17 protein-coding genes and 1 tRNA gene are annotated in these 15,985 nt (G+C 33.3%); 2 read left to right on the forward strand and 16 right to left on the reverse strand.

The annotated features are described in order from the left end of the window. Positions 1–122: 122 nt before the first annotated feature. A complete protein-coding gene (locus ACFSAV_RS08745; protein WP_379098620.1) occupies positions 123–1,472 on the forward strand; it encodes a GntP family permease in 1,350 nt (449 codons plus the stop codon). Positions 1,473–1,560: 88 nt separating this feature from the next. Here ACFSAV_RS08745 and metC read toward each other — a convergent pair whose 3' ends face one another. Continuing rightward, positions 1,561–2,763, reverse strand: coding sequence for a cystathionine beta-lyase (gene metC, locus ACFSAV_RS08750; RefSeq protein ID WP_379098622.1), 1,203 nt, complete (start codon positions 2,761–2,763; stop codon positions 1,561–1,563). A 157-nt stretch (positions 2,764–2,920) separates the two neighbouring features. On the opposite strand from metC, the gene ACFSAV_RS08755 reads away from it, so the two are divergent. Continuing rightward, positions 2,921–3,523, forward strand: a complete 603-nt coding sequence (locus ACFSAV_RS08755; RefSeq protein ID WP_379098625.1) for a peroxiredoxin C — start codon at positions 2,921–2,923, stop codon at positions 3,521–3,523. 280 nt (positions 3,524–3,803) lie between these two features. Here the strand turns inward: ACFSAV_RS08755 and ACFSAV_RS08760 are convergent, their stop codons facing one another. From ACFSAV_RS08760 to ACFSAV_RS08830, 15 genes are all read right to left on the reverse strand, one after another. Next, positions 3,804–5,570 (reverse strand): TadE/TadG family type IV pilus assembly protein, encoded by a 1,767-nt coding sequence (locus ACFSAV_RS08760; protein ID WP_379098628.1) that lies wholly within the window; start codon positions 5,568–5,570, stop codon positions 3,804–3,806. Between the two features lie 19 nt (positions 5,571–5,589). Further along, the gene (gene tadF, locus ACFSAV_RS08765) at positions 5,590–6,153 is read right to left on the reverse strand and encodes a tight adherence pilus pseudopilin TadF (RefSeq protein ID WP_379098631.1); all 564 of its coding nucleotides are present in this window, start codon (positions 6,151–6,153) and stop codon (positions 5,590–5,592) included. Positions 6,154–6,216: 63 nt separating this feature from the next. After that, the gene (locus ACFSAV_RS08770; protein ID WP_379098634.1) at positions 6,217–6,795 is read right to left on the reverse strand and encodes a TadE/TadG family type IV pilus assembly protein; all 579 of its coding nucleotides are present in this window, start codon (positions 6,793–6,795) and stop codon (positions 6,217–6,219) included. Between the two features lie 19 nt (positions 6,796–6,814). Continuing rightward, positions 6,815–7,576 carry a tetratricopeptide repeat protein gene (locus ACFSAV_RS08775; protein WP_379098637.1) on the reverse strand — a complete coding sequence of 254 codons (762 nt, stop codon included), beginning with the start codon at positions 7,574–7,576 and terminating at the stop codon, positions 6,815–6,817. Beyond that, positions 7,566–8,420: a type II secretion system F family protein gene (locus tag ACFSAV_RS08780; RefSeq protein WP_379098639.1), complete on the reverse strand. Its 855-nt coding sequence runs from the start codon at positions 8,418–8,420 to the stop codon at positions 7,566–7,568. Before ACFSAV_RS08780 ends, ACFSAV_RS08775 begins: the two co-directional genes overlap by 11 nt. After that, a complete protein-coding gene (locus ACFSAV_RS08785) occupies positions 8,417–9,301 on the reverse strand; it encodes a type II secretion system F family protein (RefSeq protein WP_379098642.1) in 885 nt (294 codons plus the stop codon). Before ACFSAV_RS08785 ends, ACFSAV_RS08780 begins: the two co-directional genes overlap by 4 nt. Next, a complete protein-coding gene (locus tag ACFSAV_RS08790; RefSeq protein WP_379098645.1) occupies positions 9,302–10,579 on the reverse strand; it encodes a CpaF family protein in 1,278 nt (425 codons plus the stop codon). Positions 10,580–10,593: 14 nt separating this feature from the next. Further along, a complete protein-coding gene (locus ACFSAV_RS08795) occupies positions 10,594–11,718 on the reverse strand; it encodes a pilus assembly protein (RefSeq protein ID WP_379098648.1) in 1,125 nt (374 codons plus the stop codon). Positions 11,719–11,736: 18 nt separating this feature from the next. Further along, complete coding sequence (locus ACFSAV_RS08800; protein ID WP_379098651.1) at positions 11,737–12,240, reverse strand: protein RcpB; 504 nt, start codon at positions 12,238–12,240, stop codon at positions 11,737–11,739. Beyond that, on the reverse strand, positions 12,237–13,646 hold the full coding sequence (locus tag ACFSAV_RS08805; protein ID WP_379098654.1) for a type II and III secretion system protein family protein: 1,410 nt from the start codon (positions 13,644–13,646) through the stop codon (positions 12,237–12,239). Before ACFSAV_RS08805 ends, ACFSAV_RS08800 begins: the two co-directional genes overlap by 4 nt. Continuing rightward, positions 13,646–14,449 carry a flp operon protein C gene (locus tag ACFSAV_RS08810; protein ID WP_379098657.1) on the reverse strand — a complete coding sequence of 268 codons (804 nt, stop codon included), beginning with the start codon at positions 14,447–14,449 and terminating at the stop codon, positions 13,646–13,648. Before ACFSAV_RS08810 ends, ACFSAV_RS08805 begins: the two co-directional genes overlap by 1 nt. A 68-nt stretch (positions 14,450–14,517) precedes the next feature. Then, on the reverse strand, positions 14,518–14,949 hold the full coding sequence (locus ACFSAV_RS08815) for an A24 family peptidase (protein WP_379098856.1): 432 nt from the start codon (positions 14,947–14,949) through the stop codon (positions 14,518–14,520). 19 nt (positions 14,950–14,968) lie between these two features. Continuing rightward, complete coding sequence (locus ACFSAV_RS08820) at positions 14,969–15,157, reverse strand: Flp family type IVb pilin (RefSeq protein ID WP_379098660.1); 189 nt, start codon at positions 15,155–15,157, stop codon at positions 14,969–14,971. 100 nt (positions 15,158–15,257) lie between these two features. After that, the gene (locus ACFSAV_RS08825) at positions 15,258–15,476 is read right to left on the reverse strand and encodes a Flp family type IVb pilin (protein ID WP_379098663.1); all 219 of its coding nucleotides are present in this window, start codon (positions 15,474–15,476) and stop codon (positions 15,258–15,260) included. 394 nt (positions 15,477–15,870) lie between these two features. Next, a tRNA-Leu gene (locus ACFSAV_RS08830) sits at positions 15,871–15,957 on the reverse strand. Positions 15,958–15,985 lie beyond the last annotated feature (28 nt).

Genomic DNA, 15,985 nt, shown 5'->3' on the forward strand with positions numbered 1-15,985 from the left:
TAAGCAATGGCAAGATTCTTTGAAGGCGATCACAAATTTGAAAATTATTCAGAAAATCCACTTTACCAAAACAGCAGAGCAAAGTATGTTACCAGTAACAACAAGCCAAAAGGAGGTTTACAATGTTAATTCTCATTATGATTGCATCAGTATTATTACTGTTGTTATTGATTATGAAATTCAGAGTGCATACTTTCGTTGCCCTGATTATTGTCAGTTTATTAACCGCATTAGCTACCCGAATTCCTGTCGATAAAATCTTACCAACCCTGTTATCTGGTTTTGGAAATACGCTCGCTGCAGTTGCCCTCCTTGTTGGTTTAGGTGCAATGATCGGTCGTTTACTTGAAATTACGGGTGGCGCAAAAGTGTTAGCTGATACGTTAATCAATAAATTTGGTGAACAAAAAGCGCCATTTGCCTTAGGGATTGCCTCATTATTATTTGGTTTCCCAATTTTCTTTGATGCTGGCTTAGTTGTCATGTTGCCGATCATTTTTAGTGTGGCAAAACAATTTGGAGGCTCAACATTACGCTATGCCTTACCCGCTGCAGGGGCATTTGCAGTTATGCATGCTTTCTTACCACCACATCCTGGTCCTGTGGCTTCTGGTGATATTCTTGGAGCAAACATGGGATTATTAGTCATCGTTGGTTTAATCTGTGCCATTCCGACTTGGTATATTGCAGCTTATTTATTTGGTATCTATTCAGGTAAAAAAATTAAATTAGAATTGCCAAAAGCATTTTTAAATGATAACGCAATCAGTGAAACGGCAGTACAAAATCCACCAAGTTTTAATCATGTATTATTGATTCTGCTACTCCCTATTTGTTTAATTTTGCTTGATACAGGCTTAAATACATTAAGTGTGGCTAAAGTTATTGATGGCTCACAACCTTGGGTAGCAGGTTTACGCTTATTAGGAAAAACTCCAATTGCGCTATTAATCACATTAATCGTGGCAATCTTCTTATTGAAAGACCAGCGCAGTTACGAGCAAATTGAAAAAATCTGTGATAATGCTTTAGGACCAATCTGCGCTATCGTACTAGTTACTGGCGCTGGTGGTATGTTCGGTGGTGTCTTGCGAGCAAGTGGAATTGGTAATGAACTATCTGCAATGCTATCAGATACAGGCTTACCTGTTATCGTTGCCGCCTTTATCATTGCTCTAGCATTACGTGTTGCGCAGGGTTCTGCAACTGTCGCATTAACTACAGCATCAGCTCTCATTGCACCAACTGTGGCAGCAACATCAGGATTAAGCCAATTTGATTTATGTTTTATTGTGATTGCCATTGCTTCTGGTGCAACCGCATTATCACATGTGAATGATTCTGGCTTCTGGCTAGTCAGTCGTTTCTTAGAAATGGATGAAAAAACAACTTTAAAAACTTGGACAGTCATGGAAACACTGATTGGTGTTGTGGGCTTCACTATTGCTGGCATTGGTAGCATCTTATTGTAAAATTTAAAAAAATCGACCGCACTTGACCCAACTTCAAATCACCCCGAGTGCGGTTCGATTTTCTCAATTTATCTCATAAACATCCAAATCAATCAGCGCACTGCGTTAAACGTTCAAAACCCGCTTGTAAATCAGCAATTAAATCTTCTGGATCTTCTAATCCTATATGCACACGAATTAAAGTACCGCTCAATTTACGCTCAATACTTGGACGAATAGCCATAATTTCTTCTGGTTGGTTATATAATATTAATGACTCAAAGCCGCCCCAAGAGTAAGCCATACTGAACAAACTGAAATGATTCATAAAGCATTCAAGCTGTTGTTGTGTCAATTTTTGCTGCAATTCAAATGAAAATAACCCACTTGCTCCTGTAAAATCACGCTTGAAAAATGCATGTCCTGGACAACTCGCTAACGCAGGATGATAGACTGCTTTTACTTGAGGTTGTGAAGTTAACCATCGTGCCACTTTTAATGCATTTTCTTCGTGTTGCTTCAAACGAATACCCAATGTCCGAATCCCTCTTGCGGTGACATAAGCACTATCAGCATCAACCATTTGCCCCATTAAATAGGAATTTTCACGTAACTTATCCCAACAACGAGCATTAGCGACTGCCGTACCAATCATCACATCTGAATGCCCAACTAGATATTTAGTTCCGGCTTGAATTGAAATATCAATGTCATGTTCCAACGCTTTAAATAACACTCCTGCAGACCAAGTATTATCAATCATAATCACAATATCAGGATTAACTTGGCGTGCTGCTTTAACAATGCTTGGAATATCAGGGATTTCCATCGTAAGAGAACTTGGTGCTTCAAGAAAAAGCACTTTGGTATTTTGCTGAATGAGAGATGAAATCCCTTCACCGATCATTGGATCATAATAAGTCGTTTCAACTTGAAATCGCTTTAATAACAAATTACAAAAATCTTGTGAAGGCTCATACGCGGCACCGCTCATTAAAATATGATCACCACTCTGCACAAAAGATAAAATACTATGAGTAACCGCAGCTGCGCCACAAGGATATAAATAGCACCCTGCCCCACCTTCTAGTTCTGTCATTGCCTCTTGTAAAGCAAAATGAGTCAATGTGCCACGGCGTCCATAAAATAACGAGCCTTTAGCTCGCTGAAGAGTAGCTTGCTTTTTGTGTGCTAGATTATCAAATACTAATGATGATGCACGCTGAATAATAGGATTCACACTTCCCTGCAAAAATCTTTTGTTACGCCCTGCATGTACAAAAGTGGTAGACAAAGAATGACGATTTGACATGGTAATTCGCTCCTTATGATAATAAAAAACATACATGATTTATATGAAAGACAAAAAACCACTGTCAAAACCAGTTAACTTTCTTTAGAATAGAAAAGCAAATCCTGCTACTTATTAGCAGTGTTTTTTGTTTAATTTTTAATAGGAGATTATTACTATGGTATTAGTAACTCGTCAAGTACCAGATTTTACCGCAGCAGCTGTGCTAGGTAATGGCGAAATTGTTGATAATTTTAATTTTAAACAACATATTGCAGGCAAAGCTGCAGTTGTTTTTTTCTATCCACTTGATTTCACATTTGTTTGTCCATCTGAGTTAATCGCATTTGACCACCGCTACGAAGAATTCCAAAAACGTGGTGTAGAAATCATTGGTATTTCTATCGATTCTGAATTCAGCCATAACGCTTGGCGTAAAACCCCTGTAGAAAATGGTGGTATCGGCGAAGTCAAATACCCATTAGTCGCAGATATCAAACATGAAATTGCACAAGCATTCGGCATCGAACACCCAGAAGCAGGTGTTGCATTACGTGCTTCTTTCTTAATTGACAAAGAAGGGATCGTACGTCACCAAGTCGTTAACGACCTACCATTAGGTCGTAACATCGATGAAATGCTACGTATGGTTGATGCACTACAATTCCATGAAGAACATGGCGAAGTCTGCCCTGCTCAATGGGAAAAAGGCAAAGAAGGGATGACTGGTAGTCCTGAAGGTGTTGCAAAATACTTAAAACAACATGCTGACGAGCTATAATTTTAAGCTATAGATAGCTATTTAAAAATTGAAAAGGATTAACTTTAAGTTAATCCTTTTATTTTATATTAAAAAATAAAAACATAAATAATGCTCTGTCAATATATTTGTTTTCCTTAAAAACTTTAACTGCTTTAGGTAATTTATTCTTTATTTAAAGAGCCATTTATTAGAATCTATTCTCATATGCACAGCGTATTATGGATTGTCATAGTTAGAAAACTATAGATATAAACAAAAAATCCCTTGAAAACAAGGGATTTTTTACATCATTAACGTTTTAGTTAAACTTTGGCTTTTTAGAAGAAGAACGTCCAACTTCTTCTTCAAATCCGATAACTTGTTTAAATGTATCTAGTAACTCTTTCTGGCTGTGAGCGACATAATATTGATCACCAACACATTTTTTCCAAGCATCAACTTGACGTTGAGGCGGGCTATAACCAAATGCAACAAACGCAATCCGAGTTGGCAGCTCTCTAAATTTAGGATCTTGTAATGTATCTACTCTTTCCTTAATTCTTTCACAGATACCTGCATCTAATAATGTTACAAGTATATCTTTATTCGGCCAGTTATCTTCCCCATCAGACAATACCATAATAATTCTTTGTGTATTTGTGCCTAGTTTCGATGGTTGAGCTTTAGGGTCTTTATTAGCATCCATAATCAAATTTGCCCCCACAATTAATCCTGACGACGCTGAAGTACTTCCTGTTGGGTTAATGCGGTTTAATTCATTAGAGATATTTTTCTTCGAACGATCAAACCATGACTGTGTAGTTTGTTTACCTTTATTACCACCTAGGCAATAGACCTCATCATCGAAGACTAAATCATACTTTCTATTTGAACCATCAAAATTAGAAACTTGGTTAATCGTTTTATTTGTATCTATATATGTATTAAATATATTAATCACTGTTGTCCAATCATTGATTTTTATTGCATAATCCATGATCGTTTTAGGATTTGCTAATATTTGACAACGCGTAGGAGAGTTTTCAGATGCTTTTTTACATGTCTTTTCATCAAAAACATCATACTTACCTTCATAATGGATATCAAATTTTACCCAACTATTGTCCCAACGTTTTTCTTTATCATTCCATTTTAAAGGAGTATTATTTCCTTTAATCCATCTTTCTATTGTTAGATTAGTAGGGTTTCTCCAAGATCTACCTTCATAAGGTAAAGTGCATGTGCTAGATTCATTTTTTTGTCTCACTCCTCCCGCAAAGGCAGCAAAAGCCATACGATTAAAAGGACTGACCTCTTCAGATTCTTTAGCTGGGAATAAAATATTTGAAATCTCACCAACAACTTCTCTCAAAATAGAAATCTTACTTTTTCCCACAGATTTCCCATTGAGATCCTGGTACATAGAACCCGAAAAGTCAGAAACTAGCATTAATTCAACTGGAATTACTACACCTTTTTCTTTGATAGCATAAGTAGTTTGTGAATCTAGAGTCAGACGACCATCTTTAAGAGAGCTCACATTAGCAAGCGACTCACTTACTGGTAACCAAAATTTACGATCTACGCTACCTTGCACCTGGCAAACAACAGGTTTACGGCGTGAGTATTCATTACCTGTTGGTAAATCTAATTCTTCACATAAATATTGAAAGTCTTTACTAATTTTAACAGGAACTTCAGAATCTCTACTATCTTCTGATCTTAAATATAATTTGGCAATGCCTTGGATTAATTCTTGATTCCGCTTCTCTTGTTTGGCCATAAATTCATTTCCGCCAAACTTGCTTTTTTCTTCTTTAGAAACAATCTGTCTATTAACATCAGAATGCTTTTTATTGTCTCTATAATTATTATTCTCCGCAATAAGCGCTAATGCGGCCTGATCCATTCCCTGTGCTAAGCGAGATTTATCTAATAAAACACCAGTTCCATCAACAGTAAAACCGACTAAAACCAATAATGGAAATGCAAGTAAAGCCGTCATTACTGCATAAACTCCTCGCTCATCAACATAAAACTGTCTTAATTTATCATAAAAATAAAGTGTAAAATTCAATTTTTTCATAAAGTTCCTCCACGATAGATTATCGTGATACTGACATTGATGATGATCTCATCAACCCTGATGAACGCTGAGATTCATCTAATAATAAAGATTCAAATAAACTATGAGTTTCAACACATAAAGTTACTTGATAGAGGGGTATCTTTCTTTCATTATTTAATTCTGAACGTGGTGATAAATAACTTAAATCAGAAAGCTTTTTATATGGCTTACAATCTCCTACTGTAGTAGGAATTCTACGACCAGAACCATCTTGCGCCCAATATTCTAAAACAATACCTACTTTTCTATCACTATCTTTATTTCCATAAAGTAATTTTTTAGCAAGCCTTTCAAATTGTCTATAATCAGTTTCATTAATTTGAGGGACACGATTATAAAGTTGTGAACGTTCTCGCAAAATACTGACCATCGTATATGAGGCATTATCTAATTTACCTAATGTCGAGCGCAACATAACTAAATCAAATAAAAATGCAAACAAAATAAGAAGAAACATTGACATAAACAAAAACTCTATCGTCACAGAGCCTTCTTTATTTTGTAAAAATCTTTTAATCCTAAATAAACTAAGTTCTTTCATATATAGCTCTACTATAAATAGAATAATTGATAGGCTTTCCTAAATTTAAATTGCAAGGGATTATTAGCCTTGTGAGTTAGAACTACCACTCGCATTAAAACGAGAACGTTCAAACTCTTGAACAACAACAAATTCACGATTTAATATTGCTTCTGACCACGATTTAGGCATGAATAATAATGGAATTACAAATTTATACTCGTAAGTTAATGAATAACGTGCTAAAGTCGCTAAGCGTCCATCAGGGGATATAATTTTACCTTCGCTATCTTTTTTAGGTTGACGAAATTTTTCGTCTAATAAATTCTGGATACATTCACTCTCTTTCGCACAATCCACATATTCTACCTTAACTTTAAAATCATTCTTTTCTAATAAAGCAAGATACCCCATTGTTGATTCATCATTAAATTTTTTCTGTTGTTGAAGAGCTTTCCTAAAAGCATCTTCATAATTACCAGCTGTTGCTTGTTCATTCTTAGCAATACGAACACTTTCTGTAATTGCAAGATCCCAATAAGCAGTCGCAATAGCTAAACGACAAAATTCAAAGATAAACATTACAATAAATAAATAGAAAGCTATAGTGAGAGCAAACTCTACTGTAGACGTTCCTTTACTATTTGATAGAAATTTTTTCATATCAAATCCTTCTTTAATATTATCTACGTACACCCTTAGATGTATGTGTGGTCTTTTTCAAAGCATTGATTAAATCATCTGGTGATGTGTTTAACCGCTCTTTAACAATAATATCTTTTGCATAATCAAAATCACCATTTTTAACTAAAGCAAATACAAGATTATGAATCAAACGTGGCTCTCTAATACCATTTAAATACTGAGGTAATAATAAAGATACTGCATTACTAAAATCACCATTAATAATACTCAACATAGCTAAATTATTAACAGCTACATTATCATTAATAAAAAATTCTCTTGCTTTATTAATATCATCACGAGCTTGAGATAAATTACTATTTTGAGCATGAGCAATACCTCTTAAATTATAGACCTCACCATCATTAGGATGTTGATTCAACAAATCAGTGGCCACAGAAATCGCTTCTGAAAACTTTTGCAATTGAATTAAATTTTTTACTTGTAACGTTTTAGCTTGCGTACCAATTTTTGTATCATCAGCCAATAATGGTGCTAAATACAGCAAAGAAGAACTACTATCACCTTTCTGGTAATATGTTTGTGCTAACTTATAACGAGTTAAAGGATCCTCTTTAGCTTTTAAAACATCTCTATAAAGAGAAATTAATGCTGAGTAATTTTGTGTACTTTCATATAATGTCTCTTTTGCTATAACACTCTCTAGTGACATGCTTTTTTGATTTATATTTGTCGAACAACCAACAACAGACAATACTAAAATACAAAGTGCTGTTTTTTTTGTTAATTTAGAAAACATTTGGAAATACCCTCATTATACCTGGTGCTAAAATTAAAATAATAATTGGGAACATAATAAATAAAATTAACGGAATACTCATTTTGGCAGATAATGTTCCCAGCTTCTCTTCTATAATTAATAGTTGTAGTTCTCGAATATCTGATGATAATTGAACTAAATGTGAATAAATCGAAGAACCAAAGTTCAAGCTTTGTTGTAATACAGTACAAAACATTCTTATTTCAGTTGTAGGCAAAGAAATAGAAAGATCCTGCAACGCTTGAGATAACCCTGTAAGTTCAGCTTTTCGAATAATCCTTAACATTACATAAGTAAGATCAGGATTTAGTTTTTTAAAATCAGTTGCAACCTGTTTTAATGCAGCATCAATACTAATACCAGTTTGAACATTCACCGCAACTAAATCAATAAAACCTGGTAAATCAACCATAATTTTCTTAATTTTAGCTTTTAAGATACTATTTGTTAAAATCCCTGGAATAGCGATAATAAAAACAAGGATAACTGCTAAACCAATAACAAAATCAGCATCATTTTTTATTGAATACAAATAATACAAACCTGAAAGAACTAAAATAAGTAAGAATTTAACTCTTATATTCTTATCAATCACCCCCAAAAACTTGAGGATTGGATTATTATTAATAAGTAACAATTCTAACTCAATTTGTTGTTTACTTTTACCTTTTTCAACAGTATCCTCATCCTTTTCTTTAGGTCGTTCACCTGCTAAGATTTCTCTAGTTCGCTCTAATTTCTTTTTATGAGATAAAGTAATTAATAAAATTGAGATACCAAATATAATTAGTAAAATATAAAATAAGAGAATCTTAAATGTCATGTTGACTTCCTCATTAACCACCAAATAATCAACATACCAAATGCTTCACTGCCAAAAACATAGTACAAAACAAATTTACCATTCGGATCATTAAGTAAAAAATCAAAATTCTCTGGCATTGCAAATTGCATAAATAAAAAGAAACCAATAGGAAACATCGCTACAATAAAAGCTGACATTCTCGCTTCTGAAGTCATCGCTTTCTTTTTTTGTTCCATTTTTTTACTATCAGCAATAACACGCCCTAAACGAGAAATTACCTCACGAATTTGTCCACCTTTAGATAAGTTAGTCCTAATAATGGTGATAAAAAAGTAAAATTCTTTATATGGATACCGGCTATAACTATCTTCAAATACAGACATTGGTTCCTCTCCAAGCGCTAAACGCTTATGTATACTTTTAAATTCTTCGCCTAACTGTCCTGTTAAATCTTTTCCACATCGTTCTAATGCTTGCAGCAAACCAGCTCCACCAGTAGCTGCGGCATTCATTATTTGGATGACTTCAGGAAACATTGCACTAAACATTTTTTGATTGCGGTATTGCCCAAATTTCCATACAAAAATAATAAATAATAAAATAAAAATACACATGAATACCCATCTTTCAAGACGAATATAAGCAATATTAACAAAAAACAAAACAAGGAAAACTGCAACACTAATAAGAATATTTTTTGACAATTTTTTTCTATCACCACCAATAAAATAATATTGCCATAAAAAAATTTTTCTCTTAATTCCTACTATCGTATCAACACTTCTATTTGGAGAAGTATCATGAGACTGTATTTTTTTCCTTGTTGTCCTCCAACCTGTCGCAGTATATAGAAACAAAACGAGACCGAAAGCAAAAATCAAATAATACATTAGGACCATTTAATTTCCCTCAAAAATACTTTGTAGTTCAGCACTTAAATTAAAAACCTGCGCATTTTGATATACAATAGAGCGAGTTAATAAACCATGAGAAATAAATTCTCCTGTAATCTTTCCATTTTCATCTCTATATTTACTCGGCTGATAAGAGAAAATATCTTGCATTACAATTTGACCATTCTCCATTCCCATTAACTCAGTAATATTCATTATTTTTCTTGAACCATCATTCAAACGAGAAGCTTGCACAATAATATTTACAGCAGAAGCAATATTGCGGCGAATTGCTTCAAGTGGTAAAGATGCATTTGACATCATTACCATACTTTCTAAACGAGCCGTAGCATCACGCGGGCTATTAGCATGCAGAGTAGACATTGACCCATCATGTCCAGTATTCATAGCTTGCAACATTTGGAATGCTTCTCCGCCACGACACTCACCAACAATAATACGCTCTGGACGCATACGTAACGCATTAATGACAAGATCCTGCATTGTAATTTCACCAGTACGTTCTACACCAGCTAATCGAGTCTCTAAACGTACAACATGTGGTTGCTCTAAACGTAACTCAGCAGTATCTTCTAATGTAATTACACGTTCCTGCGGTGAAATATAATTCGATAATGCATTTAGTAATGTTGTTTTACCAGAACCCGTACCACCAGAAACGATAATATTAACACGCGATCTTGCAGCAATAATTAGAAAGTTAGCCATTTCGCGTGTCATTGAACCAAAATTAACAAGCTCTTGTAATGACTTTTTGGATTTACTAAATTTACGGATAGAAATTGAAGTCCCATCTAAAGCAATAGGGGCAATTACCACATTCAAACGGCTACCATCCGGTAATCGAGAGTCAACTAGCGGACTTCCATCATCAATACGACGTCCAACTCTTGCAACCAATCGTTTTGCAATATCAGTTAACTGCTCATTGCTAATAAAAACTTTATCTGTTTTTTCTAAAATACCCGCTCTTTCAACCCAAACATCATCAGGACCATTAACTAAAATATCATTGACTGTCTCATCTTCCATGAGTTCTCTAATAGGTCCATAACCACCAATTTCATCAGCTATATTCTCAGCCATAAACAAAGCGTCTGCTGATGTAATATATACATTCCCTTTACCAGCAACTCGATAAACAACTTGAACTAATTCATCTACAAGCTTAGCCCTTTCACTTTGAACTTCATCAATCTTTTCAATATCTAGGTTACTTAATAGTTCATTTCTAAAAAAAACCTGCTGTTCTCTAGTCAACATATATTATGATCTTCTTATTTATTACCCATTATGCCTTTTCGTAGCGATAAAAATAAACCTTGTTTCTCTTTCTTTTGTTTAGAACGAGATACTGCACCAATCACTTTCATCATTAACGCATTAATTTCTTTCTTACCAATACGTCCTAAATCGACATCTAAAATTGTTTTTGCATCTGTTTTTTTCAAAAATGGAATCACTATATCAACAGGTGATTTCAATAAAGCCTCTATATCATTAGTAGCCATTAGTTTAGAAGTTTCTTGACTATTATCAGATATACATATAAAAGTACGAATTGGCTTACCAGTCGAACTTCTTACTCGTTCACACTCATCTAAAAATTGTTTAGCAACTCGTAATGCAACAATACTACGTTCAACAACTAAAATAAAACTATTGCTATATTCTAAAAATTCAACAAAGTCATCTTTATTAACATTAAAAATAGGCTGATCATAGATAATGAAGTTATATTTATCAGTTGTAGAAGTCGGTAAACGAGATGGATCTCCACTGAATAAATCCAGATTAGGCATATACTCCACAATATCGCCTTGTAACTTTTTATCAAAAGAGAGATCTAAATCTTGAGAGCCATTTGGTCCCTGTGCTAATAAAACTGGTACTTTTTTGTTTAAAACAATTTCATTTGCCAAATGCGAACTAATTAAACTTGAACCTGAACCACCTTTACAACTTAATACTGCAATTTTTACAGTATGGCGGACAAGTGGAATATTCACACCGGATACAATTTTTTCCGCCATTTGGCTTAACTGTGTATCAGAATGAAAATAAAGAATACCTTCATCAAGTAATTTTTGTGCTAAAGAAATAGAATCACTTTGTCCAATAACACAGCACCATACGTTTTGAGGTACTACACTATAAATATTTTCAGAAATAACTTTAATATCGGTTTCAGCCCCAATATCAACAATGACACCTAATGTTTCTTCGGCTGCAAAAGCCAAATCAGATGATAAAAAGAAATCACTATTAATAATCTCTAAATTTTCTAAGCCACGAGTACGTAAAATCTGGGCAATATCATTTTGAATATGTTCTTGCCCTGAAACAACTATAATCTTTCGGGCACTGTCAACTGTAATATTTTCTTTATCAAGTAATAACATAAAGTAACCCCTTCTATATTAATGCTTTAACTGTATACGATGGTTACTTTTTGTTGCACAAGGATTAATTCCATCCCAACTCATCATATCTTCCGCTGTATCAACTACACAACGTGTCTTTTTAGAACCAATTTTTGCCACTTCTATATAAAGTGGGTAAACTGCTCGTTTATATTGACTATGCATAACCTTAATATATTTAGCTTCAATGCCTTTTTTAATTAAAAAATTACGAATTTTCGCAGCATTTTGCTTCGATTGCTTATCATTCCAAATAATATGAACGCGTTTACTATTATCACTACCTAAATCACGAACTACTGAGCGAATAATATTATGATAAGCAACATCTGAATACTCAGACAAAATATAACGATTAACTAGTTGAGTTTGGCTAAATTGATCTAGCTGGTTTGGCTGAGCCAACTTTACATTATCAACTAATTCATCTTTTGAAAAAGCCATGAGCTGTGTCGAAGCCAATGTCATGAAAAAAGCTAAGCCAATAACTAATTTTTTCATTGAATAAATCCCCCATTTCTCAAGAAATTAGAGCTTAATGTCTTATGATATACATTCTTAATTGGTGTTAAATTAAAGAAACGTTCCATTGTTCCTGTCTGTTCAAAAGTAGGATATACAATTTCACTTTCCTGAACAGGCTTAACAATATTCACAGTTGCTACAATCACTAGCTCTTTATCCTCTCTATCAGTTTTAGCATTACGGAAGAAAGAGCCTAAAATAGGAATATCACCTAAAAGAGGCACTTTATTAATTCCTTCAACATCTTGAGAACTAAATAAACCACCAATAATAAAGCTTTCTCCGTTTGCTACTTCAAAAATCGATTTCGCTCGACGTGTATTAAAAAATGGTACATTACCAACATTTTCATAAGAATAACTACCAGCAATACTACTTACACTTTGATCTAACGCTAAACGAATGCGATCATTTTTTTGCACTTTAGCACCAACAACCAGCTTAACACCAAATTCTTTATAAATAATATTCGCACTTCCTTCTTTATCTTTTTGTGCAAACGGAATCTCTCCACCGACTAAAATATCTGCGGTTTCACCAGATAACAATGAAATAGTTGGTTCTGCCAAAACCTTACCACTACTTTGATTATCCAATGCATTGAGGAATGCAGAAACTCCAGTCGCATCTAAACGTAAAATTGAATTTGAACCATCAAATCCACCACTTCCAGACCAGCTACCACCTAATAGAGTCCCATTGTGAACACCAACAATACGCCCCCAATTAATACCTAATGCTTCAGTCAGTTTTTTATTTACTTCGGCAACAGAAAGCTTCACATTAATTTGAGTAGTATCTCTAACATTAGCATTATTGATTACTCCATCAAATTGATATTTATCCAAGAAAGGGACATATTCACTTGCACCATCTCCTCTGCTAAATGTTGTTTCTGTCACTTTTTTACCTTTACCTAAGGCTTCACCGACAATACGATGAGCTTCATCACTCTCCTCTTGAGTTAAAGCCTTACCTTCTATCACATAAGCTTGTCCTACTTTTTTGACAGAAAGATTGGAATTAGGAAAACGCGCTTTAATTTGTCTATTTGTATCGGCAATATCATTAATATTACTAATAATAGAATTCACATTAATTAAATCTGTTGTCAAAGGCTTACCATCTTCACCAAATGCTGTCACTTCTGCACGACCTTCTTCTTTTGCATAAATAATAAAACTGTTGTCATCTAAAATTTCATAATCAGCGACAGAAGGTGAAGAAACAAAAATAGTATCAATTTTTTGCTCTGTACGAATTAATTTTGTACCTCCTTGTTCTAAATTGAACGTCTGAGCAAAAGTACTTAATGAGAAAAATGCCCCAAATCCAATATATAATGCAGAAAGCAATCTCTTTTTTATTTTTTTATCTTCCATTATTCGTTACCTCTTAATTTTCTAATAAATAGACCTTTGTTGTTTGTACTTTCTACTTGATTAGTAGCAGGCAATATAATCAATTGAGATCCCTTCTCAAGTGAATAAAATAGTTTAGCCTGCTCAGGATTCACTTTAAGATTAATATACCCAATATATTCATCTTCTAATTCATCTTTCTTAATTACTTCATTATTTTCATCAATAGTTTGGAATTCTTTTACTTGTAAAACTAAGAGCTTATTAATAAGTTTAAGTAATATATATCTCTCAGTACTATCTTCACGTGAACGATTGGTTATTTTCTGATTATATACGGAAACATAATCCCCTGTTTGTATTGTATCCAAAATATAACGCTCCGTTGGTTTTAGATAAACTCTAAATGCGATTTCTTGTTTAGGATCTAAACTAGTCAATAAGAACTTTGGATCATTTGGAGAAATAACAACAGATTTAGAAAGTAAAGAACCAGACTTAAGATTTTGAGAAACTAAATGACCTTGTAAACTTTTTGCATTTGAAAGAGATAACACATCTGTTAAATCATTATTTACAAGTGGATTATCTTCTGTCACTGTAATTTCACTTAACGAATAATCTTCCACTTGCAATAAAGTACCAGAATTAATATCACGCTTTAATTCTGCAATTACAATTAATTTTTCTGGTTTCTGTTCTGTCACTATAGATTCACCAGATTCATTAATGGCGTTTGTATCGCCAGTTGGCAAAAATAAAATCCCTCCAATACCAACAACAAGAGTCAGAAGAGAAATGATAAATAACATTCTATAATTCATTATTACCCCTTAAATTATTTATATAGTTATGTTTGTTTATTTATTTTTTACATGATTTTAACAATCAATTAAATACTAAATAGCAATAGATTGATTATAAATCCTAAACTGATCGCCACGCCATAAGGCAATGCATTTTTCCTGATCGAAGCTCGAAAAAAAAGTAAACCGATTATAATTAAAGCTAATCCAGAAAATGCAGTAAAAAAGAAGAAATAAATTATTTGTTCATTAGGTAAAGCTAACATCAATACTGAAGTGAGTTTAATATCTCCAGCGCCTATAATGTGAAAGGTAAACAAAATAAAGCCAATTAATAACACCCATAGAGCAGGTACAATATTAATCTGTCCATGCTTTAACCAAGCTAGTGGTAACACCACTACTAATAATAAAAATACAATTCTATTACTAATAATCCTTAGCTTAATATCTGTCCATGACAGAACTATTAGTAATAGAATTGTGATAGATTCAAGTAAAATAATAAGTCCATTCATTATTTCCAAACTTCACTCCCTAACTAGTTAATATTGCACTTATAACTGTAGAAGCAAGCAGACTAAACTTTTCTTGCAAAGCAGAAATAAAATTGTTATTTCCATATAAAACACTTACTATAAAAACAGCCACAACAACACCAATTAACCCATATTCAATTGATGTAATACCACTCTGGCATTCTTTGAACTTAAATAGACGGTTCATTCTTTAGATACTAATATTAAATTACTTAGCTATGAAGGCTAACTTACCTGCATACCATCTACTAATAACAGGAAGTTAGCCTAACAAATTTATAACTTAATTATAAACTAGCACTTTTAACTGTTGATGTTAAAGAATTAAATTTTGATTGAAGGTTTTTAATAAAACCATCCTGACCATAGAATACAGCTACGATTAATACTGCAACAGCAACAGCGATTAGACCGTATTCGATTGCAGTTACACCACGCTCATCTTTTTTGAAGTTACGAATCGATTCAGTCACAGTGATATAAGCTTGAGTTAATTTACTAAACATTTTGATATGCTCCTAAGTTTAAATTAAATATTAAATGTTAAATAATCTCTCAATATGAGAGTCTATGTTATTTAGCGACTACCAAGATCGCATTAAGAAAACTATTTTAATCACTAAATAATCTTAGGAGATTTTAATCACTTTTTTTGATTAACGGAAATAAAAAAACAAATACAGACAACTGGTCCGATGAGATACAAGGAAACCATAATATAAGGAAGGATGTTTTAGCAGAATGAAAATAATACTACTTCAAATTTCAATATTCTCACAGTTTAAATAGATAACAACAACCCTAAAAGCATTACCTAAAAAGAAATGCATCTAGCGTAACATCAACTAAACAATCCTAAAAATAAATATTAAAATAAAAAAGAAATGAAAAAATATAAAATGGTGCCCGAAGCCAGACTTGAACTGGCACGCTTCGAAAAGCGAGGGATTTTAAATCCCTTGTGTCTACCGATTTCACCACTCGGGCTTATCTATAAGATAATGATATTTGGAGC

It is taken from the genome of Pasteurella oralis (assembly GCF_042681465.1).
Classification (GTDB): domain Bacteria; phylum Pseudomonadota; class Gammaproteobacteria; order Enterobacterales; family Pasteurellaceae; genus Pasteurella; species Pasteurella oralis.